The sequence below is a fragment of the Pseudoxanthomonas sp. J35 genome (assembly GCF_000513995.1).
Taxonomy (GTDB): domain Bacteria; phylum Pseudomonadota; class Gammaproteobacteria; order Xanthomonadales; family Xanthomonadaceae; genus Pseudoxanthomonas.
In genome coordinates, this window is record NZ_AZVB01000010.1 from 48,355 (window position 1) to 69,670 (window position 21,316).

The 21,316-nt window shown below is 72.1% G+C and carries 14 protein-coding genes and 1 tRNA gene; 4 read left to right on the forward strand and 11 right to left on the reverse strand.

All coding sequences use genetic code 11. The annotated features are described in order from the left end of the window. Positions 1-74: 74 nt before the first annotated feature. Complete coding sequence (locus PSEJ35_RS0107970; RefSeq protein WP_028917325.1) at positions 75-1,817, reverse strand: 3-hydroxybutyrate oligomer hydrolase family protein; 1,743 nt, start codon at positions 1,815-1,817, stop codon at positions 75-77. A gap of 229 nt (positions 1,818-2,046) precedes the next feature. Between PSEJ35_RS0107970 and PSEJ35_RS0107975 the strand changes: the two genes are divergently transcribed. After that, positions 2,047-2,805, forward strand: coding sequence for a 3-hydroxybutyrate dehydrogenase (locus PSEJ35_RS0107975; protein WP_028917326.1), 759 nt, complete (start codon positions 2,047-2,049; stop codon positions 2,803-2,805). 4 nt (positions 2,806-2,809) lie between these two features. After that, positions 2,810-3,475 carry a response regulator transcription factor gene (locus PSEJ35_RS0107980; protein WP_028917327.1) on the forward strand — a complete coding sequence of 222 codons (666 nt, stop codon included), beginning with the start codon at positions 2,810-2,812 and terminating at the stop codon, positions 3,473-3,475. A 321-nt stretch (positions 3,476-3,796) separates the two neighbouring features. On the opposite strand, the gene PSEJ35_RS0107985 is transcribed toward PSEJ35_RS0107980, so the two are convergent. The 3 genes from PSEJ35_RS0107985 to PSEJ35_RS0107995 all read right to left on the reverse strand — a co-directional run bounded on the left by PSEJ35_RS0107985 (position 3,797) and on the right by PSEJ35_RS0107995 (position 10,063). Then, a complete protein-coding gene (locus PSEJ35_RS0107985) occupies positions 3,797-4,285 on the reverse strand; it encodes an 8-oxo-dGTP diphosphatase (RefSeq protein WP_028917328.1) in 489 nt (162 codons plus the stop codon). 75 nt (positions 4,286-4,360) lie between these two features. Further along, the gene (locus PSEJ35_RS0107990) at positions 4,361-7,705 is read right to left on the reverse strand and encodes a PAS domain-containing hybrid sensor histidine kinase/response regulator (protein WP_028917329.1); all 3,345 of its coding nucleotides are present in this window, start codon (positions 7,703-7,705) and stop codon (positions 4,361-4,363) included. Positions 7,706-7,819: 114 nt separating this feature from the next. After that, complete coding sequence (locus PSEJ35_RS0107995; RefSeq protein ID WP_028917330.1) at positions 7,820-10,063, reverse strand: TonB-dependent receptor; 2,244 nt, start codon at positions 10,061-10,063, stop codon at positions 7,820-7,822. 167 nt (positions 10,064-10,230) lie between these two features. Here PSEJ35_RS0107995 and PSEJ35_RS0108000 point away from each other — a divergent pair, with 167 nt between their 5' ends. Further along, entirely contained in the window at positions 10,231-11,634 is a 1,404-nt protein-coding gene (locus PSEJ35_RS0108000; RefSeq protein ID WP_028917331.1) for a GntP family permease, read from the forward strand. Between the two features lie 75 nt (positions 11,635-11,709). On the opposite strand, the gene PSEJ35_RS0108005 is transcribed toward PSEJ35_RS0108000, so the two are convergent. From PSEJ35_RS0108005 to PSEJ35_RS0108040, 7 genes are all read right to left on the reverse strand, one after another. After that, positions 11,710-12,459 (reverse strand): murein L,D-transpeptidase catalytic domain family protein, encoded by a 750-nt coding sequence (locus PSEJ35_RS0108005; protein ID WP_028917332.1) that lies wholly within the window; start codon positions 12,457-12,459, stop codon positions 11,710-11,712. 77 nt (positions 12,460-12,536) lie between these two features. Continuing rightward, on the reverse strand, positions 12,537-13,556 hold the full coding sequence (locus tag PSEJ35_RS15765; RefSeq protein WP_232207614.1) for a L,D-transpeptidase: 1,020 nt from the start codon (positions 13,554-13,556) through the stop codon (positions 12,537-12,539). Between the two features lie 209 nt (positions 13,557-13,765). Continuing rightward, positions 13,766-15,055 (reverse strand): threonine synthase, encoded by a 1,290-nt coding sequence (thrC, locus tag PSEJ35_RS0108015; RefSeq protein WP_028917333.1) that lies wholly within the window; start codon positions 15,053-15,055, stop codon positions 13,766-13,768. Positions 15,056-15,090: 35 nt separating this feature from the next. Next, the gene (locus PSEJ35_RS0108020; protein ID WP_028917334.1) at positions 15,091-16,017 is read right to left on the reverse strand and encodes a homoserine kinase; all 927 of its coding nucleotides are present in this window, start codon (positions 16,015-16,017) and stop codon (positions 15,091-15,093) included. A 35-nt stretch (positions 16,018-16,052) separates the two neighbouring features. Then, a complete protein-coding gene (gene thrA / locus PSEJ35_RS0108025; protein WP_028917335.1) occupies positions 16,053-18,578 on the reverse strand; it encodes a bifunctional aspartate kinase/homoserine dehydrogenase I in 2,526 nt (841 codons plus the stop codon). A gap of 345 nt (positions 18,579-18,923) precedes the next feature. After that, on the reverse strand, positions 18,924-19,271 hold the full coding sequence (locus PSEJ35_RS15770) for an MmcQ/YjbR family DNA-binding protein (protein ID WP_156924769.1): 348 nt from the start codon (positions 19,269-19,271) through the stop codon (positions 18,924-18,926). 87 nt (positions 19,272-19,358) lie between these two features. Next, positions 19,359-19,435, reverse strand: a tRNA-Arg gene (locus PSEJ35_RS0108040). A 246-nt stretch (positions 19,436-19,681) separates the two neighbouring features. On the opposite strand from PSEJ35_RS0108040, the gene PSEJ35_RS0108045 reads away from it, so the two are divergent. After that, a complete protein-coding gene (locus PSEJ35_RS0108045; RefSeq protein ID WP_028917336.1) occupies positions 19,682-21,214 on the forward strand; it encodes an aldehyde dehydrogenase family protein in 1,533 nt (510 codons plus the stop codon). Positions 21,215-21,316 lie beyond the last annotated feature (102 nt).

The following is a 21,316-nucleotide window of genomic DNA, read 5'->3' on the forward strand; positions in this document are numbered from 1 at the left end:
CGGCTGCGCATGGCAGGACCCGAGGGCGGATGCGGGAACGCCGCCCCCCCCAGCGGGCCGGCGTCCCGGGCCAATCAGCGCGGCAACGCCAGCTGGCCCGCCTCCACCGCCCCGGCGCCACGGCCGCGGGCTTCGATCACCGCGTCGGCCGGCAGCGCGGCCTTGCCATCGAGGTAGGCGTCGACACGGTCCAGCGCCGCGTACACGAAGGGCAGCATCGGCGCGTAGCGCGCGCCGTAGGCCGGGAAGGCCAGGAAGGCGTCGAAGTGCTCGCCATTGCGTACCTGCCAGTAGCGCACCTGGTCGCGGCCGGCGGCGCGGGCGGCGGCCACGTACGGCGCGCTGGTGAACGCCGGCGGCACCAGGCCGTCGTCGGTGCCGTGCACCACCAGCACCGGCAGGCCGGCGCGCGGCATCGCGGCGCGGGTCTCGGCGATGCCGGCGCGGACCTTGTCGGCGTCGGCGCCCTGCCCCGTGTAGAGGTCGCGCAGGCACTGCAGGCCCGGCAGGGTGAAGTCCGGCGGCGCCAGCTTCGTGTCGACGATGCCCACGCCATTGCCCGGCGGGATGCCGGCGGCGTCGGCCCACCACACGTTGCGTTCGTCGGCCGTGGCCGCGCGGGGGGTGAAGTCCGGGTTCTGCGCGGAGAAGGCGTAGCCGCACGGATGCGCGCCGATGCCGTAGCGGCCGTAGGCCGAGGCGTAGGTCACCACTACCGAGCGCCACAGGTCGAAGCCGACCGACAGCGCGCCGGCCTGCAGCGCCTCGTCGGTCCAGCCCTTCGCCCGCATCTGCGCGTAGGCCGAACGCGCCTGCGCGGCCACGTCGTCGCCTTCGACCAGGCCGGCCGCGCGCAACGTCGCGCAGCGGCCCTGCCACAGCGGTTCGACCTGGGCACGCAGCGGCGGTTGCGGCAGGCTCGCGGCCGGCAGCTGCAGCAGCGCGCACGGCATCAGCAGCGCCGCCTCGGTGGAGAAGTCGTACAGCGGGCGGCTGCCATGGCCTTCCACGTACACGTTCGGCTCGCCGGCGACCACCGCGTCCAGCCACTCGCCTTCCAGCTCGGCCGCGCGCAGCACCGCGCCGCCGCCGTTGGAGATCCCGGCGGCGATGATCCGGGTGTTGTCGAAGGTGAACGGCGCCGCCTGCGGGAAGGCCTCGCCCAGCGCCGACAGCGCGAACTCGGCGGCCTGCTTCACGTGGCGGCCCCAGTCGGCCTCCGGGTTGTCCTGCGAGTGGGCGTGCTTGAAGGCCACACCCTTCGCGCCCTCGGGGACTTCCGGGGCGAACGCCAGGTCGGTGTCCTTGCCCAGCTGGCCGGTGGTGCCGTCCAGGCGCACGCCGGTGCCGGCGTCGAGGTCGACGTAGTCGCTGCCGGCGCCCTTGTCGGTATAGGCCACCGCGCAGCCGCGCGGCAGCGCCCACGGCGCGGCCACCGCGATGGCGCCGTACACGCCGCGCGAGCCGGAGGCCGGGGCCACCACCACGCAGCGCCTGGCCAGGTCGAACGCGTCGGGCACCTGCACCAGCACGCGGTGCGGCTGCTTCGCGCCCGGTACCGTCGCCAGCGCCGAGTACTCGCGGCCCGGCACGCTGGCCACGCTGCCGTACAGCGAGCCGAAGCCGCCGGTCGGCGACAGGTCGGCGATGCCGCGCCAGCTGCTCCAGATCGCGCGGCGGCGCAGTTCGTCGGCAGTGGGGTTGGTGGCGTCGGCGAAGGCCGGCGGCACCATCGCGCGCAGGCCGTCCAGGCCCAGGCCGGCGGTGAGCAGGTCGTCGCTGCCGCGGTGTTCGGTGACGCGTTGGGGTTCGATCATGGGGGCGGCGGCCTGGCGGGTCGGCGTGCCGCTGCTGCAGGCGGAAAGCAGGCAGGCGCCGAGAAAGGCGGTGAGAACGGAAGAACGGGGCATGTCGGGACCCGGCATGAGGGATGCTGCCACGCTACCGGCGGCGGCCCTCCGGCCGCATCGTACTTTGGTACCACGCCGGTGCCGGGAGGGCTTGCTAAGCTGCCCGGCGACTTTCCAACGCTTCCCGGTAACCCCCATGCGCAGCATCCTCATCACCGGCGCCGCCAGCGGCATCGGCGCGGGCATCGCCCACGAACTGGCCGCCGCCGGCCACCACGTCATCGTCAGCGACCTGTCGCTCGACGGCGCCGAAGCGGTCGCCGCCGACATCCGTGGCAAGGGCGGCTCGGCCGAGGCCGTGGCCCTGGACGTCACCTCCGACGAGAGCGTGGCCGCGGCCCTGGCCGCCATCTCCCGCCCGGTCGAGGTGCTGGTCAACAACGCCGGCCTGCAGCACGTCTCGCCGCTGGAGGAATTCCCGATCGCCAGGTGGGACTTCCTGGTGCAGGTGATGCTGACCGGCGTGGCCCGCCTGACCCGCGCCGTGCTGCCGGGCATGCGCGAGCGCGGCTTCGGCCGCATCGTCAACATCGGCAGCATCCACGCGCTGGTCGCCAGCCCGTACAAGAGCGCCTACGTCGCCGCCAAGCACGGCCTGGTCGGCTTCTCCAAGGTGATCGCGCTGGAGACGGCCGATACCGACATCACCATCAATACGGTGTGCCCCAGCTACGTGAAGACCCCGCTGGTCGACAAGCAGATCGCCGACCAGGCGCGGACCCGCGGCATCAGCGAGTCCGACGTGGTCAGCCAGGTCATGCTCAAGCCGATGCCCAAGGGCGTGTTCATCGAGATGGACGAACTGGCCGGCACCACCACCTTCCTGATCTCGCACGCCGCGCGCAACATGACCGGGCAGACCCTGGTGCTGGACGGCGGCTGGACGGTGCAGTGAGCCCGTGCCTACCCTGCTGATCGCCGACGACCATCCGCTGTTCCGCGCCGCGCTGCGCGGCGCGGCGGCCGGCGCCGTGGCCCAGCTGCAGGTGCTGGAGGCCGAATCGCTGGACGGGGTGCTGGCCACGCTGGAAGCGCATCCGGACGTGGACCTGGTCCTGCTCGACCTGCACATGCCCGGCAACCACGGCCTGGCCGGGCTGGCCGCGATCCGCGCACAGTTCCCGGCGGTGGCGGTGGTGGTGGTCTCGGCCAACGACGATCCGCGCGTGGTGCGCCGCGCGCTCGACCACGGCGCCGCCGGCTACCTGCCCAAGAGTTCCGGCCTGGACGAACTGCGCGAGGCGATCCGCAGCGTCCTGGCCTGCGAGCAGTGGCTGCCGCCGTCGCTGCGCGCGGCGGTGGCGCGCGCGCAGTCCTCGCACCAGGACACCGAGCTGGCCGCGCGCCTGGCCAGCCTGTCGCCGCAGCAGTTCCGGGTGCTGAGCCTGGTCGCCCAGGGCCTGCTCAACAAGCAGATCGCCGACCGCCTGGACGTGCAGGAACGCACGGTCAAGGCGCACCTGTCCGCCATCTTCGAGCGCCTGGGCGTGCGCAACCGCACCCAGGCCGGCGTGGTCCTGCGCGAGCTCGAGCTCAGCGACCCGAGCCGCCAGATCGAAGGCTGAGCGCCTTCCGTGGAACCTCCGCGGCGCGCATCGCCGCCGCGGAGACCGCTGGTGAAATTTTCGCCAAGCCTCTTGACGTCCATGCGCCGCAAGGCGTCGCGGCGGTTATCCACATCTTTGTGCGCAACTGATCCACACCCGGTGTGGAAAACCGCGCACCGCCCCTTCCCCATGCTGGCGAAATTTTCGCCATCCATCTTGACAGCATTGCCCCGCAAGCCGCCCCGGCGGTTATCCACACGCTTTTCCATCCGCTTTCCACATCCGGTGTGGACAAGCGCGGCGCGCGTGGAACCTCGCCGGTTGCGACCGGATCCCCGCTCAGATCCTCGAATAGCTCCAGGACTTCATGCTGCCGTTCTCGTACGGCATGACGCCATGGAAGGCGCGCGGGTCGGCATCGAACACCAGCGGCAGGAAATGGCGGTCGCCGTCCCACAGCGGCAGCTCGGGGATGCGTTCGATCGCGACCCATTCCAGCTCGCCCTCGGCATTGCTCTGGAACGGCTCGCCCTCGAACGCGTCGACCAGGAACACGAAGCCCAGCCAGTCCTCGCCATGCTTGCCGAAGCCCGGCCAGCTGATCGTGCCGCGCAGGCGCATGGCCGTGCATTCGATGCCGGCCTCCTCGCGGATCTCGCGGCGCATGCAGGCGACCACGTCCTCGTCGCGCTCGATCTTGCCGCCGAGGCCGTTGTACTTGCCCAGCTGGTGGTCGTCGGGACGCGCGTTGCGGTGGACCATCAGTACCTTGCTGCGGTCGGGCGAGAGGACGTAGCCCAGGGTGGCGACGATCGGCGTATAGGGCATGGGCGCACCTGCGGTCGAGGGGGAGCCGGCGATTCTAGCCGGCGCCGCGGCCGTGGCCGGCCGCGCGCCCTTCTCTCAGACGCGGGTGGCGGCGAACATGCGGTCCAGCACCGACTTCAGCGCCAGCGGCCGCACCGGTTTGGGCAGCAGCCCCAGCTCGGCCTCCTGCACCGCCGCGCGGGTGGCGGCACTGGCATCGGCCGACAGGATCAGGCACGGCGCCGGGCCGTAGCGGCCGCGCAGGCGCCCGGCCAGCAGCACGCCGGTGTCGCCGCGGTCCAGGTGGTAGTCGAACAGCCACAGGTCGGCCGGCCGCTGCGCCAGCGCCGCCGCGGCCGCCTCGCCGTCGGCGGCGGTGGCGACCTCGCAGCCCCAGCCGGACAGCAGCTGGGCCAGCGCGGACAGCGCGTCGGGATCGTTGTCGACCAGCAGCAGGCGCCGCCCGGCCAGGCCACGCACGCCCTGGGCCTGCGGACGCGCCACCACCGGCGGCTGCGCCCGGCGCAGTTCCACCGAGAACACCGAGCCGCGGCCCTCGCGGCTGCGCAGGCCCAGCGGCGCGTCCAGCAGGCGGGCGATGCGGTCGGCGATGGACAGGCCCAGTCCCAGCCCCTGCCCCGGCGCGTCCTCGCCACGGCGGAACTCCTCGAAGATCGCCTGGCGTGCCGACTCGGGTACGCCCGGGCCGGTGTCGTGCACCTCGATCCGCACCCGCCCGTCGACCCGGCGCACGCCCAGCACCACCCGGCCGCGGCCGGTGTAGCGCACCGCGTTGCCGAGGAAGTTCTGCAGTACCCGGCGCAGCAGTTGCGGGTCGCTGTGCACCCACAGTGTGGTCGGGCGGTAGGCGAAGGCCAGGCCGCGTTCGCCGGCCATGGCGCGGAACTGCTCGGCCAGCGGCGCCAGCACCTCGTCCAGCGGGAAGTCGCGCGGCGCCGGCACCAGGCCGCCGGCTTCCAGCCGCGACATGTCGAGCAGGCCGGTCAGCAGGTCGGAGGTCGAATCGAGCGCGCCGCCGAGCTGGCGCAGGGTCTCGCGCGAGGCGGCCAGGTTGGCCTCCGGCGTGGCGAACTGCCGCGACAGCGAATCGACGAACAGCTGCGCTGCGTGCAGCGGCTGCAGCAGGTCGTGACCGATCGCGGCGAGGAAGCGGCTCTTGGCGTCGTTGGCATGCTCGGCTTCCTGCTTGGCCGTCTCCAGCAGCGCGGTGCGCTCGGCCACGCGCTGCTCCAGGGTTTCGTTGGCGCGGATCAGGCCGCGCTCGGCCTCGCGGAACGCGGTCACGTCGGTGAAGGTGGCGACGAAGCCGCCGCCGGGCATCGGATTGCCGCGGATCTCGACGATGCTGCCGTCGGGGAACACGCGCTCGGTCAGGTGCGGGCTGCCGTGGCGCATGAAAGCCAGGCGCCGCTCGACCATGCGCGTGATCTGGCGCGCGTCGGTGCCCACCGGCGCCTGCCGCCGCAGCGACCACTCGGTGAGGTCGGCGATCGGCCGGCCCACCTGCAGCAGCTCCTCGGGGAAGCCGAACAGCTCGGCATAGCGCCGGTTCCAGGCGACCAGCCGCTGTTCGCGGTCGATCACGCTGATCCCCTGGCTCATGTTCTGCAGTGCCGCCTGCAGCACCTGCTGGTTGAAGCGCAGGTCCTGCGAGGCCTCGCCGACGATGGCGGCGACCGTGTCCAGGTCGCCGCTCTCGCGCCGCGCCGCGTCCAGCAGCAGGCGCGCCGAGGCCGATCCCAGCACCGCTGACAGCTCGCGTTCCACCCGCGCCTCGATCAGCGCCGGTACCGGGCCGCTGCGCGGCGCCTGCGCCAGCAGTTCGGCGACCCGCTCCTCCGGCAGGAAGCGGCGGCCGGCGTCGCGCAGCGCCTCGGCGCCGAGGTTGCGGCTGGCCCGGTGCGGCGCCTCGCGCCGCCAGGCCATCGCCAGCACCGTGGCCAGGGTGCCGGTGAACAGGCTCGCGCCCACCGCGCGCCCCAACGGACTCCAGCCGGTCAGGCCGAACAGCGCGTTCGGGGCCAGCCAGCGCTGGCCGAACGGGCCTTCGACGATCCAGTGCGCGTCCACGCCGGCAGCGGCGGCCAGGGTCGGCGCCAGCAGCACCCAGGCCCAGGTGAGGAAGGCGACGAGCACGCCCAGCACCGCCGCCCGCGGCGAGGTCTGTGGCCGCCACACCGCGAATGCCAGCACCGGCGCCAGGGTGGCCAGCGCCGAGAACGACAGCGCGCCGACATCGGCCAGCGCCTCGCTGCCGGCCACGAGCCGGCTGTAGGCCCAGGCCAGCAGCATGATCGCGGCGATGCCGGCGCGGCGCAGCAGCAGCAGGTCGCCGCGCCGGTCGCCGCCTTCGCCGCGCGCCCACGCGCCACGCAGCAGGCCCGGCGCGAACCAGTGGTTGCCGATCATCAGGCTCAGGGTGAGCGTGCTGACCACGACCATGCCGGTGGCGGCGCTGAGCCCGCCGAGGAATGCGAACAGGGCCACGCCTTCGTGTCCCTGCGAGAACGGCAGCGCCAGCGCGTACATGTCCGACGGCACCGCGTCGCCCAGCAGCGCGCGGCCGGCGTGGGCCAGCGGCAGCGTCGGCGCGGCGATCAGCAGCAGGTACAGCGGGAACAGCCAGCGCGCGGTGCGCACGTCGCGCTCGTCGCGACACTCGACCACGCCGACGTGGAACTGGTGCGGCAGCACGAACATCGCCAGCGCGCCCAGCAGGACCAGCGGGATGAAGCCGCCCGACGAGGCCGGCGGCGCAGGCGGCACGTCCGGCAGCGGTCCCAGGCCGAACCAGACGAACGCGCCCAGCACCAGCATCGCCAGCAGCTTGAACAGCGATTCGGCGGCCATCGCCAGCACCAGGCCACGGTTGTGCTCGGCCGCGCTGGCGCGACGGGTGCCGAACAGCATCGCGAACAGGGCCATGGCCAGGGCCACGTACAGCGCGCCATCGCGCCATATCGGACCACCCTCGGCCGCGCTGCGGGTCAGGGTGGCGAAGCTCATCGTCACCGCCTTCAGCTGCAGGGCGATGTACGGAATCAGCCCCAGCGCGGCTACCGCGGTGACCGTGGCCGCCAGCCACGCGTCCTTGCCCAGCCGGGTGGCGATCAGGTCGGCCAGCGAGGTGGCGTTGGTCTCGCGCGCCAGCCGCACCAGCCTGACCATGAAGCCCACGGCCAGCGCATAGAACAGGATCGCGCCGATGAAGGTCGGCGGCAGCGGCCAGCCGTAGCGGGCGGCCTGGGTGACGGTGCCGTAGAAGGTCCAGCTGGTGCAGTGCACCGCCAGCGACAGCGCGTAGACATGGCGCCAGCGGTCGGCCAGCAGCGCCGGCCGGCGTTCGCCGAACAGCGCGGTGCCGAACATCAGCGCCAGCCACAGCAGGGCGGCGGGCACCACCACCCAGATGCTCAGCATCGCCCCTGCCCCGTCACGCCTTCCGCCCCGTGCTGCTCCACAAGGCGGACAGCATAACGCGGCGGCGGGCACCGGCCCGCCGCCGCGTCGTTACCTGCCGATGGGCCGGCCCGGTCAGAAGTTGTAGCGGACCGAGACGTACCAGTTGCGCGGCAGGCCGTAGTACGCGGTCTGGATGTTGCCGACCGAGGCGAACTCCTGGCCTTCGATCATGTAGACCTCGTCGGTCAGGTTGCGCACGCCGGCGCGCACCTGCCAGTCCATCGACGGCGAGTCCCAGCTGCCGAACGCACCGACCACCGTGTACGCGCCCTGGCTGAGCACGTCGCGGTTGTCGACCGACAACCAGGTGCGGCTGCGGTAGGAAGCGTCGGCACCGAGGGTCAGCGCGCCGGCGGTGTCCAGGTTGAAGGTGTGCTGCAGCGACAGGCGGGCGGTGTACTCCGGCGAGAACGGCACGTGGTCGTGGTTCACGTTCGGGTCGAAGCCCGGGTACGACGGATCCAGGCGGAAGTCGTCGAAGCGGTCGTAGTCGGCGTCCAGCCAGCCGAACTGCGCGGCCAGGACGGTGGCTTCGCCGAGGATTGCGCTGCCCTCGAACTCGATGCCCTGGATGTTGAGCTCGGCGGCGTTGAGCACCGGGAAAGTGCCGACGTCCTGCGAGACGCGGGCCTGGAAGTCCTTGTAGTCGCTCTTGAACGCCGCGACGCTGCCGCGCAGGCGCTTGTCGTCCGAGGTCGCCTTCAGGCCCAGCTCGTAGGTCCAGACGTACTCGGGGTCGAACTTGGCGTGCTGGGTGTCGTACACGGTGTTGGCGCGGCCGTTGAAGCCGCCGGACTTGAAGCCGCGGTTGGCCGACACGTAGCCCATCACGTTGTCGCTGAAGGCCTTCTGCAGGCTCACCGACGGGGTGGTCGCGGTCCAGTCGGCCTTGGCCGAGAACGCGACGGTCGCGTTGAGGCTGGTGAACGGCGCGCCCCAGAAGGTGCTGGTGCTGCGGTCGTATTCCTTGGTGTCCTTGGTCCAGCGCACGCCGGCGGCCAGGGTCCAGGTCGGCGCGAACTCCCAGTTGAGGTGGGCGAAGGCGGCCTTGCTGGTGGTGGTCAGGTCGTCATCGATGGTGCGCAGGAACGGGATGCCGGCGCCGAGCATCGAGAACAGGTCGTCGGCATAGGCTTCCTGGTGCGACGGCACGTTCTCCTTCATGTAGTACGCGCCGAAGGTGGCGTGCAGGTTGCTGCCGTTGTCGTAGTGCAGCTGGAATTCCTGGCTCTTCTGGTCCTGGTCCAGGGCCACCAGCACGTCGCCGAGCTCGTACTCGGAGGCGTCGATGTCGATGAACGAGTGGGTCTTCAGCTTGCGGAAGGCGGTGATGCTCTTCAGCTGCCACTGCGCGTTGAGGTCCCAGTCCAGCGCCAGCGAGGCACCGGAGTGCTCCAGCTCCTGGCCCTGGTGGTCGGCGAAGGAGGTCCTGGCGGTGCGGTCCCACTTGCCGGTCTGGCCCGGCTGCAGGACGACCACGCCGGCCGGGGCCAGGCTGGTCTGCAGCAGCGGCGCCATCGGCCGGCCCATGGTCAGGGCGGCGTCCTGCTCGGTGTGGTCGACGGTCAGGGTGGCGCGGAAGCCGTCGGTCGGGGCCAGCGCCAGCTTGAAGCGCAGCGACCCGGTGTCGTCGTCGTTGAAGCGGCGGCCGGTGTCCGGATCCTTGACGTAGCCGTCGTTGGTGATCTTCGCGCCGGCCAGGCTCACCGCCACGGTGTCGCTGAGGCGGCCGCTGGCATAGAAGCGGCCTTCGAGGCGGCCGTAGTCGCCGGCGGTCACTTCGACTGCGCCGCCTTCGTTGTCGAAGGGGTTCTTGGTGGTCAGCTTGATCGCGCCGCCGGTGGAGTTCTTGCCGTACAGTGTGCCCTGCGGGCCGCGCAGGACTTCGACCTGCTGCACGTCGAACAGCGAGAACAGCGCGCCGTTGATGCGCGAGTAGTAGACGTCGTCGACGTACATGCCCACGCCCGGATCGAAGGTCTGCAGCGCGTCCGGCTGGCCGATGCCGCGGATGAAGACGTTGACGCTGTTGGCCGAACCGCGGCCCTGGACGATGTTCATGTTGGGCACGGCGCCCTGCAGGCCATCGATGTTGCTCGCCTGCAGGTCCTTCAGCTGTTCCTCGCCGAAGGCGCTGACCGCGACCGGCACGTCCAGGATGGACTCGCTGCGGCGGCGGGCGGTGACGGTGACTTCGTCCAGCGTGGTGGCGGTCGCCTGGGTGCCCTCGGCCTGCGCGGCCTCCTGCGACCAGGCCACCGGCGCGTTGGCGGCCAGCAGGCTGCCGATGACCAGGCTCAGATACGTTTGCTTCATTTCCCCTCCTCCCGGGTGCATAGCTAGGGCGGCGGGCACATGCCGCCGATGCTGCGCACCTTAGGCGGCCGGCAGGAAGGCGGGCATCGTCCGTTGGTACAGTGGGCCGCCTGCGGGGTGGTACCGATACTGCCGCGACCGCCATGGGAGGCGGGCGGAGTGTATTGATGTCGTTGCTGATCGTGCTGGCTGCGCTGGCGTTCCTGATGGTGGTCGCCTACCGCGGCTACAGCGTGATCCTGTTCGCGCCGGTCGCGGCCATGGGCGCGGTGCTGCTGACCGATCCTTCGCTGGTCGCGCCGATGTTCACCGGCCTGTTCATGGAGAAGATGGTCGGCTTCCTCAAGCTGTACTTCCCGGTGTTCCTGCTGGGCGCGGTGTTCGGCAAGCTGATCGAGATCTCCGGCTTCTCCAAGGCCATCGTCGCTGCGGCCATCCGCGTGGTCGGGGCCAGGCGGGCGATGCTGTCGATCGTGCTGGTCTGCGCCCTGCTCACCTACGGCGGCGTGTCGCTGTTCGTGGTGGTGTTCGCGGTCTATCCGTTCGCCGCCGAGCTGTTCCGCCAGAACGACATCCCCAAGCGGCTGATCCCCGGCACCATCGCCCTGGGCGCGTTCACCTTCACCATGGACGCGCTGCCGGGCACGCCGCAGATCCAGAACATCATCCCCACCGCGTTCTTCGGCACCACCGCCTGGGCGGCCCCGGTGCTGGGCATCCTCGGCGGCGTCTTCATCCTCGTGCTGGGCATGGTCTACCTGGAGTGGCGCCGCCGCGTGGCCGCGCGCAACGGCGAGGGCTACGCCAGCGGCATCGAGCTGCGCAACGAGCCGGAGCCGTTCCGCGGCGACCGCCTGGCCCATCCGCTGGTGGCGATCCTGCCGCTGGTCCTGGTCGGCGTGGCCAACTTCTTCCTGACCCGCTGGATCCCGCAGCTGTACGGCGCCAGCCACGAGTTCCTGCCTTCGGTGGTCGGCACCCCGGCGCCGGTGGTGCAGGACGTGGCCAAGGTCGCGGCGATCTGGGCGGTCCAGGGCGCACTGCTGGCCGGCATCCTCAGCGTGCTGGCCTTCGCCTGGAAGCCGGTCGTGGCCAGCTTCGCCGAGGGCACGAAGAACGCGGTCGGCGGCGCCCTGCTGGCCTCGATGAACACCGCCTCGGAGTACGGCTTCGGCGCGGTCATCGCCGCCCTGCCCGGCTTCCTCGTCGTGGCCCATGCGCTGGGCGCGATCCCCGATCCGCTGGTCAACCAGGCCGTGTCGGTGACCGCGCTGGCCGGCATCACCGGGTCGGCCTCCGGCGGCCTGAGCATCGCCCTGGCGGCGATGGGCGACACCTTCATCGCCAACGCCCAGGCCTACGGCATCCCGATGGACGTGCTGCACCGCGTGGCGGCGATGGCCTCCGGCGGCATGGACACCCTGCCGCACAACGGCGCGGTGATCACCCTGCTGGCGGTGACCGGCCTGACCCACCGCCAGTCCTACAAGGACATCTTCGCCATCACCATCATCAAGACCCTGGCGGTGTTCTTCATCATCGGTGTGTTCTACGCCACCGGCTGGGTCTGACGGCGTAGAGCGGGGCTTGCCCCGCTGCCCCGGTTTTCCCGGGCTACCCGACGTGGGAGCGGGGCAGGCCCCGCTCTACAGGTGGGCTACGGACGACGACGCAGCGCCGCAGTCGCCGCTGAGCAGGCGCGAACGCTGCAGCCATTCCTTGTCGGGGTAGTAGGCGAACAGGAAGGTGCCGTCGCGCAGGGTGTCGATCAGCTTGCGCGCCACCTGCGGGCGCACTGCCGGGCAGCCGAGGCTGCGCCCGAGCCGGCCCTGCAGCTTCGCCGCCACCGGATTCACGTATGGCGCGCCGTGGATGACGATGGCGCGCTCGCGGGCGCGGTCGTTGAAGCCCGGCTCCAGGCCGCGCAGGCGCAGCGAGTAGCCGTTGCCACCCATGTAGGTTTCCTGCGCGGTGAACGCGCCGAGGCTGGTCATGAAGCTGCCTTCGGCGTTGGAGAACTTCTTCGCCAGGTTCTCGCCGGTGTTGCGCCCGTGCGCGACCCACTCCTCGAACAGCAGCTGGCTGCGTGCCAGGTCGAACACCCACATCCGCGGCTCGGTGGAGGGCCGCGAGTAGTCGATCACGCCCAGCCGCCGCGGATCCACGCCCAGCGCCGGATCGCGCAGCGCGCAGGACATCGCCCGCGCGGCCAGCTCCAGGACTTCGGGGCTGGCGGCCGGCGCCACTTCGGCCAGCCGCGCGGCCAGTCCGGCCCCGGGCAGGCTCGCCACGGGCGTGGCGACCGGCTGCAGCGACGGGACCGGCTGGGACGCGGGAACCGCCGGCGCGGCCACGGCCAGCAGCGGGAGCAGGGCCAGCCGGCGGCCGGCGGATATCGGGAACGACTTCATCCGGTGCACTTCTGTGGGGGATGGGCCTGGCTTCCCCTGGCCCATGGTCCCAGGCTGGGGCCTCAATCGCCGGATTCCAACAGTGGCTGCGGCGTCTGTTCATCGCCGAGCGGACGGATCGCCGGCAGGTCGGTGACCAGGACCGTGGTGCCGGGGACCAGCACATCGTAAAGCCGCCGCGCGAATTCGGGCGGAAGCCGCAGCGGCTGGCTCGGACGGGCCAGCAGGTCCTGGGGCTGCGGCGGCGGCGCGGCGGCCGTCTCGTCGCCCGTTTCGCCGGCCGCTTCACCGCCTGCGGCCGGCGCCCGCACCGGATCGAGGATCGGGTACGCGGTCCAGCGGTGCGAAGGCCGCGTCGGGTCGAGCCGGCTGGCGCCCTCCCCGCTGCCCTCGCCCATCACGAACAGCGTCGTGCCGCGGAACGCCGTCTCCTCCGACAGCACCTCCATCGCCGCCTCGCCGATCGGCACGCCATCGCGCAGCACGTAGACGCGCCGGTCGGCCAGGCTCACCACCACGCCGGCCTGGCCTGCGGGCGAGGCCGAATCGTCCCAGCTGTAGCCGGGGCCGCCGGATTCGGGCACCGCCAGCGGCATGCCCTTGGCCGACACCGGCGCCAGCACCGCCGGATACACCAGGGTGGTCGGCGCCGCGCGCGCGTCGGACACGACCACGGTGTCGCCGTTGCGGGTGATCTCGAACAGCTTCGCGGCGAACGCGTTGGGCAGGCGTACGCAGCCGTGCGAGGCCGGATAGCCCGGCAGCGCGCCGCCGTGCAGGGCGATGCCATCCCAGGTCAGCCGCTGCATGTAGGGCATCGGCGCGTTGTTGTAGAGGTTGGAGCGGTGGTCCCGGTTCTTCTGCAGGATGGTGAAGACCCCGGTCGGCGTCTCCTTGCCCGGCTTGCCCGAACTGATCGTCGACACGCCGATCGCGATGCCGTTGCGGTAGACGTAGGCGCGCTGTTCGTCGAGGCTCACCACCAGCACCACCGGGCCGGCCGGCGCGATCTCCGGATGCCACAGGTACTCGCCAGGCTCCAGGTCCAGCGGTCCGCGCGGCGCGTCCTCGGCCAGGGCCATGCCGGTGGCCAGCAGCCCGACCAGCAGCAGGCCGGCCACGCGCCACATGCGATGCGGCGAGGACGTGCGTTCGGTTGCGGGCATGGGCACCCCGGATGCAGGAACGGCGCGCCGGCGGCGCGCAGGCGGCGCGCAGGCGCGGCCATGATAACGAGGCCGCCGCCGCATCGCCCGGCGCGGAGCGATGCGGGTCGCGGGCCGGGCGCGGCTCAGCCCAGCAGGTGCGCGCGCAGGGCTTCGTAGTCCGGCGGCACCGGTTCGGCGTGGGCCGGTCGCGCCAGCAGTTCCGCCAGCGCCGGCGGCACTTCCACTTCGTGCCCGACCAGCGGCTCGACCACCGACTCGAACTTGGCCGGGTGCGCGGTCGCGGCCACCGCCCAGTCCCCTTCCACCCCGTCAGCGCGCAGGCACTCGAGCACGTGCACCGCGGTGGCGGTATGCGGGCAGAACACCTCGCCATGCACTTCCCAGCGCTCGCGGATGGTCTCGCGGATGGTGTCGTCGTCCACCGACACCGCGTTGAACGCCTCGCGCAGGGTCGCGTCGTCGCCCCCGTAGAGCCAGCGCAGGCGCTCGAAGTTGCTCGGCGCGCCCACGTCCATGGCGTTGGCCAGGGTCGCCACGCTGGCGCGCGGCGCGTATTCGTCGCCGGCGAAATACTCCGGCAGCACGCGGTTGGCGTTGGTGGCCAGCACGATCTGCCCCACCGGCAGGCCCTGCGCGCGGGCGAGGATCGCCGCCAGCGCGTTGCCGAGGTTGCCGGTGGGGATGACGAAGTCCAGCTCGTGGCCGGTGGCGGCGAAGTGCAGCAGCGAGGCGTGCGCGTAATAGCTCATCTGCGGCAGCAGCCGGCCCAGGCTGATGCTGTTGGCCGAACTCAGCGGAACCTGCGCCAGCAGTTCGGCGTCGTTGAGCGCGCGCTTGACCAGGGCCTGGCAGTCGTCGAACGAACCGGCCACGCGCAGCGCCGAGACATTGCCGCCGAAGCAGCCGAGCTGGTGCGCCTGGCGCGGCGACACCCGCCCGTCCGGATACAGCACCACCACGCGCAACCCCGGCTGGCCGTGGAAGGCGGCGGCCACCGCCGCGCCGGTGTCGCCGGAGGTGGCCACCAGGATGGTCAGCGGACGGTCCTCGTCGCGGCGGATGCGCGCCAGGCAGGCGGCGAGGAAGCGCGCGCCGATGTCCTTGAACGCCGCGGTCGGGCCGTGGAACAGCTCCAGCACGTGGTCGCCGGGCGTGGCCAGCGGCCGCAGCGGCACCGGGAAGTCGAAGGCCTCGGCGCAGATCGCCGGCAGCTCCGGCGCCAGCGCGTCGCCTTCGAAGAACGGCGCCAGCAGGCGGGCGGTGGTCGCGGCCAGGCTGTCGCCAGGTTGCAGGTCGCGCCCGACCGGCAGCTTCGCCGGCACGTACAGGCCGCCGTCGGGGGCCAGGCCGGCGGCGATGGCCTGGCTGAGGCTGGCGGCCGGCGCGGCATTGCGGGTGGAGATGAATTCCATGCGTTCGGGTTCCGTGTGGGGGATGGCGCGGCCGCTCAGAGCAGCACCGCGCCCGGGCAGTCGACCGGCGAGACCCAGGCCTGGCTGTCGAAGCCTGCCGCGGCGAAGGCGGCCTGCACCAGCGGCGCGGCGGCCTCGGCGCGTTCGCGCGATTCGAACCAGGCGAACACACTGGGGCCGGCGCCGGAGATGCTGGCGCCCATCGCCCCGGCGTCCAGCGCCGCGGCCTTGGCCGCGTCGAAGCCGGCGATCAGCGGCGCGCGGCGCGGTTCGACCAGCACGTCGCGCAGGCCGGCGCGCACCAGCGAGGCGTCGCCGGCATGGCAGCCGGCCAGCACCAGGCCGAGGTTGGCGCTCTGCGCGACGAAGTCCTTCAGCGCGTAACTGCCGGCCAGCGCCTCGCGGGCGCGCCGCGTTTCCAGCACCGCGTCCGGATGCACCAGCAGGCTGTGCCATTCCTCCGGCACCGGGATCCGCACCAGCCGGTCGGCGGTGGCCAGCACCAGCCCGCCCAGCAGCATCGGGCCGAGGTTGTCGCCATGGCGGCCGCCGCTGGCCACGGCCTCGCCGGCCAGCGCGAACGGATACAGCGCCTGCCGGGTCAGCGGCGTGTCCAGCAGCGCGTTGGCCGCCACCAGCGCAGCCACGCACGACGCCGCCGAGCCGCCCATGCCCGAGCCCAGGGCGATGCCCTTGTCGATCTCGATCTCGAAGCCGAACGGCAGCGCCAGCGCCTCGCGCATCGCGACCAGGGCCGCGCCGGCGGTGTTGCGTTCGGCCTCCAGCGGCAGCGGGAACGGCGCGCCGCGGATCGCGGCGATCCGCACCTCCGGCTCCGGGATGCGCCGCGCGGTGACCGTGTCGCCGACCCCGGCCAGCGGATGGCCTAGGATGTCGAAGCCGACCGCGACGTTGCCCACCGACGCCGGCGAGAACGCCGACGCCTGCCGCGTCGCCTGCACGGCCGCAGCCGGCGTACTGCCCGCCGTCGCCACGCTCACAGGCGCGCCCCCTGCCCAGCCGCGACCCGCAGCACATCGGCGAACACGCCGGCGGCGGTCACCTCCGGCCCGGCGCCGGGGCCCTGCACGATCAGCGGATTGGCGCAGTAGCGGCGGGTGGTGAGCTGGACGATGTTGTCGGTCAGGCGCAGGTTGGCGAAGGGATGTCCGGCCGGCAGTTCGACCAGGCCGACGCTGGCGCGGCCGTCGCCGTCGAGGCGGGCCACGTAGCGCAGCACCTTGCCCGCGGCGCGCGCCGCCTGCAGCCGCGCGGCGAAGGCCGTGTCGACTTCCGGCAGCCGCGCCATGAAGTCCTCGACGCTGGACTGGCGCAGCGCCTCCGGTACCAGGCTTTCCACCTGCACGTCCTCCAGGCTCAGTTCGCAGCCGGCCTCGCGGGCCAGGATCACCAGCTTGCGCGCCACGTCGGTGCCGGACAGGTCGTCGCGCGGGTCCGGCTCGGTATAGCCCAGCGAGCGCGCCTCGGCCACCAGCGCCGAGAACGGCACGCTGCCGTCGTAGCGGTTGAAGAGCCAGGCCAGGGTGCCGGAGAGGATGCCTTCGATCGCGGTGACGCTGTCGCCGGTATCGAGCAGGTCGCGCAGCGTCGAGATCACCGGCAGGCCGGCGCCCACCGTGGCCTCGTAGCGGAAGCGCGCGCCGCTGGCCGCGGCGGCGGCGCGGATCTGGCGGTAGCGCGGCAGCGGGCCGGCGCCGGCCTGCTTGTTCGGGGTGACCACGTGGATGCCGGCGGCCAGCCACTGCGCGTAGCGGTCGGCGACCTCCGCGCTGCCGCTGCAGTCGACGATGACCACGTGCGGCAGGTGCGAATCGAGCAGGTGCGCGGCGAAGCGGTCCAGGTCGACCGGGCCGCTGGCCCCGGCGAAGCGTGCCCGCCAGTCGCCCTCGATCCCGCGCGGGTCCAGCAGCATCCGGCCGCGCGAGGCGACCGCGCGCAGACGCAGGTCCAGGTGGGCGCGTTCGAGCAGGCCCTCGCGCGCCGCGAGCAGCTGGTCCAGCAGCGTGCCACCGACGTTGCCCGGGCCGATCACGCCCACCGCGAAGGTCTGCGGCGACAGGTAGAAGCCGGCATGCGCGGCGCGCAACGCGCGGGTGGCGTGGTCGCTGTCGATCGCCACCGAGATGTTGCGCTCGGACGAGCCCTGGGCGATCGCGCGGATGTTGACCTGGGCGCGGCCCAGCGAGCCGAACAGGCGCGCGGCCACGCCCGGCTGCCCGGCCATGCCGTCGCCGACCGCCGCCAGCACGCTGATGTTCGGCACCAGCTGCACGCGCTGCACCTGGCCGACCGCCAGCTCGTGGGCGAAGGCGTTGACCAGCGCGGCCTGGGCGCGACCGGCGTCCTCCTGCCTGACCACGCAGCAGATCGAATGTTCGGACGAACCCTGCGAGATCATCACCACCGACACGCGCGCGTTGCGCAGCGCGGCGAACACGCGCTCGGCGGTGCCGGGCACGCCGATCAGGCCGGTGCCTTCCAGGTTCACCAGCGACAGGCCCGGGCTCAGGGTCAGGCCCTTCACCGGGCCGGTGAAGTCGCGCTCGGCGGTGATGCGGGTGCCGGGGTGCTCGGGGTGGAAGGTGTTGCGGATGATGATCGGCGTGCCCCGCTCCATCGCCGGGGCCATGGTCTGCGGATGCACGACCTTGGCGCCGAAGTAGGCCAGCTCGCAGGCCTCGTCGTAGCTGAGGCTGTCCAGCTGCACGGCCTCCGGCACCACCCGCGGGTCGGCCGAGAGCACGCCGTCGACGTCGGTCCAGATGTGCAGTTCGTCGGCCTCGAACAGGCGGGCGAAGATCGCGCCGGAATAGTCGCTGCCGTTGCGGCCGAGCGTGGTGATGCGGCCCTGCGGGTCGCGGGCGACGAAGCCGGTGACCACGACCCGCGGCTGCGGGTTGGCCGCACGCCAGGCCGCCAGCTTCTGCCCGCTCATCTCCCAGTCCACGTCCACGCCGAGGTCGCCGTGGCTGACCACCAGCACCTCGCGCGCGTCCAGCACCGCGCAGTCGGCGCCCAGCGCGCGCAGGTGCTCGCCCAGCAGGCGCGCCGAATACACCTCGCCCAGGCCCTGCACCCGCTGCAGCACTTCCTCCGGCAGGCCGCCGATCACCGACAGCGCCGCCAGCACCTGGGCCAGTTCGTCGAAGCGCTGGTCCAGCCACTCCACCGCCGGACCGGCGTGCTCGCCGAGCAGCGACACGGCCACGCCGCGGTGGCGCGCGCGCAGTTCGTGCCAGCGCTCGCGCCATTCGGGGGTGATCTCGTCGGCGCGGGTGGTGGCGGCGGCGCGGGCCAGTTCGATCAGCGCGTCGGTGACGCCCTTCATCGCCGAGACGACGGTGACCTGCACCGGCTCGTCGCGGGCCAGCAGCAGCTGGGCGACGTGGCGGTAGCGGTCGGCGTCGGCGACGGAGGTGCCACCGAACTTGTGCGCGACGGTGCGCGCGGAACGGGAGGGCGAAGCGGCGGCGGGACTTGCGGCTGCGGCAGGGAACGACATCGGAGACCTCGGTTGTGAGGCCCTGCGCGCGTATCCGGTGCGGGTCACCCCGCGCCTGATCCAGGTGCGGGGCCGTGGCTTTCGCGGGTTACACGAACACGACGGACCGCACCGGGCGGGTAATACCGGTGGTGGTAATCGTGGTAGTGGCGGTGCCGGTGGCCGCGGCATGGGCGCGCGCCTGCCTCGGGGGCAGGAAGTTGCGGGCGCTGGCGCAGTCCATCGACATGGGGACCAAGAGGACACGATCGCCACGGCCCGTGTCAAGTGCTGCAGCGCCGCATGCGGGGGAAAGTTTCCGTTGCAAAAGAAACAGTTAGCGGCACCGCATCACGCGCTTCGCCCTCAGCCGGCGGGGCCACCCATGCCCGCCGCCGCGGCCAGCCGCCTGGGCGCCTTGTTGCGCCAGGCCGCGCGGACCAGGTGCGCGACCGCGGCCGCCTCGATCCTCGCCAGGTCGATGCGTACACCCGGCACCTGCTTGCCCCAGTGCAGCGGTTCGATGGCCTCCGGATACATGGCCAGCGCCAGCAGCCGTTCCTGCTCGTCGACGAAGACGTGCAGGTGGCGGCCGTCGGGCGGCACGGTCACGAAGATCCGGCCGCGCACGCGGAAGGAGCCGTAGTCGAAATGCGGCGCCTCGGTGACCCCGGGCAGCGCCAGGGCGATCTCGCGGACCGACTGCACGTTCATCGCGGCTCCGTTCGGACGCAGCGGCCGGCACCGCCATGCGCGCGGCTGCGGGCCGGCGCCGTTGCGATCGACCACGCAACAGCGGAATGGCGGCCCCGACACGATTCGAACGTGCGACCTTCCCCTTAGGAGGGGGACGCTCTATCCAGCTGAGCTACGGGGCCAACGCGCCGGATTGTCGCACGCTGCCCGCGCGCGGCCAATGCCGGCCCGGCGACGTGCCCCGGGCCGAAACCTTGCGGCGGCTGCGTCCGCAGCGCATCCGCGGCGCCGTCCGGGCCCTCCTCCCTCGCTCCGCTGCTGCAGCCCAGCGGGCCTGGCGCAGCGCCGGTTGCTAGAATCCGTTCACGCTTCCGGCGCCCCGCGGCGAACACCACCGCCGGTGCCTGTTTCCACCTTCAGGAGATTCCATGTCCGCTTCGCTGCTCCAGGCCCTGGGCCTTGGCTCCACCAACTCCGGCACCTACCTCGGCGACGGCCGCTGGTCCGATGCCACGGGCGCCGGCGTGCTGCGCCCGGCCAACCCGACCACCGGCGAGGTGATCGCCGAAGTCCAGGCCACCACCGAAGCCGACTACGAGGCGGTCATCGCCCGCGCCCAGGAAGCCTTCAAGGTCTGGCGCACCACCCCGGCGCCGCGCCGCGGCGAGGCCATCCGCCTGTGCGGCGAAGCCCTGCGCCGCAACAAGGACAAGCTCGGCTCGCTGGTCGCGCTGGAAATGGGCAAGAGCAAGGCCGAAGGCGACGGCGAAGTGCAGGAGATGATCGACATCGCCGACTTCGCCGTGGGCCAGAGCCGCATGCTCTACGGCTACACCATGCATTCGGAGCGCCCGGGCCACCGCATGTACGAGCAGTACCACCCGCTGGGCCTGGTCGGCATCATCTCGGCGTTCAACTTCCCGGTCGCGGTGTGGAGCTGGAACTCGTTCCTGGCCGCGATCTGCGGCGACGTGTGCATCTGGAAGCCATCGAACAAGACCCCGCTGACCGCGATCGCCTCGATGAAGATCTGCAACGAGGCGCTGAAGACCGGCGGCTTCCCGGACATCTTCTTCCTGATCAACGACGCCGGCACCGCGCTGTCGGAGAAGCTGGTCGAGGACACCCGCGTCCCGCTGATCTCCTTCACCGGCTCGACCCAGGTCGGCCGCATCGTCAACGAGAAGGTCGCCCGCCGCCTGGGCCGCTGCCTGCTGGAGCTGGGCGGCAACAACGCCATCATCCTCGACGAGACCGCCGACCTGAAGCTGGCCGTCCCGGGCATCGTGTTCGGCGCGGTCGGCACCGCCGGCCAGCGCTGCACCACCACCCGCCGTCTGATCGTGCACGAGTCCATCTACGACACCGTGCTCGACACCCTGGTCAAGGCCTACAAGCAGGTCGAGGGCAAGATCGGCGACCCGCTGGACACCGCCAACCTGATGGGCCCGCTCAACAGCGCCAGCGCCGTGGAGCAGTACCTGGCCACCATCGAGAAGGCCAAGGCCGCCGGCGGCACCGTGGTCACCGGCGGCGCGAAGCTGGACCGTCCGGGCCACTTCGTCCTGCCGACCATCATCACCGGCCTGAAGAACAGCGACGAGGTCGTGCAGCACGAAACCTTCGCCCCGATCCTGTACGTGATGAAGTACTCGACCCTGGACGAGGCCATCGAGATGCAGAACGGCGTGCCGCAGGGCCTGTCCTCGGCGATCTTCACCCAGAACCTGAAGGCCGCCGAGAAGTTCCTGTCGGCCGCCGGCAGCGACTGCGGCATCGCCAACGTCAACATCGGCACCTCCGGCGCGGAGATCGGCGGCGCCTTCGGTGGCGAGAAGGACACCGGCGGCGGCCGCGAGTCCGGCTCGGATGCCTGGAAGGTCTACATGCGCCGCCAGACCAACACCATCAACTACTCCGATTCGCTGCCGCTGGCCCAGGGCATCAAGTTCGACCTGTGACACCTCCGGACGGGGCCGCGATGCGGCCCCGTCCTGCATCGGGACGCCACCGGTGGAAGGGACGTTGGCGCCCCGCCCCGCACCGGGCCATGATCGCCGGGC

What these genes read in the sequence shown, in the direction of transcription:
- thrC (WP_028917333.1), bottom strand. Translation starts at nt 15,055, where the DNA reads ATGGAATTCATCTCCACCCGCAATGCCGCGCCGGCCGCCAGCCTCAGC.
- PSEJ35_RS15765 (WP_232207614.1), bottom strand. Translation starts at nt 13,556, where the DNA reads ATGGCCCTGGCCGAGGACGCGCCGCGCGGACCGCTGGACCTGGAGCCT.
- PSEJ35_RS0107970 (WP_028917325.1), bottom strand. Translation starts at nt 1,817, where the DNA reads ATGATCGAACCCCAACGCGTCACCGAACACCGCGGCAGCGACGACCTG.
- PSEJ35_RS0108000 (WP_028917331.1), top strand. Translation starts at nt 10,231, where the DNA reads ATGTCGTTGCTGATCGTGCTGGCTGCGCTGGCGTTCCTGATGGTGGTC.
- thrA (WP_028917335.1), bottom strand. Translation starts at nt 18,578, where the DNA reads ATGTCGTTCCCTGCCGCAGCCGCAAGTCCCGCCGCCGCTTCGCCCTCC.
- PSEJ35_RS0107995 (WP_028917330.1), bottom strand. Translation starts at nt 10,063, where the DNA reads ATGAAGCAAACGTATCTGAGCCTGGTCATCGGCAGCCTGCTGGCCGCC.
- PSEJ35_RS0108045 (WP_028917336.1), top strand. Translation starts at nt 19,682, where the DNA reads ATGTCCGCTTCGCTGCTCCAGGCCCTGGGCCTTGGCTCCACCAACTCC.
- PSEJ35_RS0107990 (WP_028917329.1), bottom strand. Translation starts at nt 7,705, where the DNA reads ATGCTGAGCATCTGGGTGGTGGTGCCCGCCGCCCTGCTGTGGCTGGCG.
- PSEJ35_RS15770 (WP_156924769.1), bottom strand. Translation starts at nt 19,271, where the DNA reads ATGAACGTGCAGTCGGTCCGCGAGATCGCCCTGGCGCTGCCCGGGGTC.
- PSEJ35_RS0107985 (WP_028917328.1), bottom strand. Translation starts at nt 4,285, where the DNA reads ATGCCCTATACGCCGATCGTCGCCACCCTGGGCTACGTCCTCTCGCCC.
- PSEJ35_RS0107975 (WP_028917326.1), top strand. Translation starts at nt 2,047, where the DNA reads ATGCGCAGCATCCTCATCACCGGCGCCGCCAGCGGCATCGGCGCGGGC.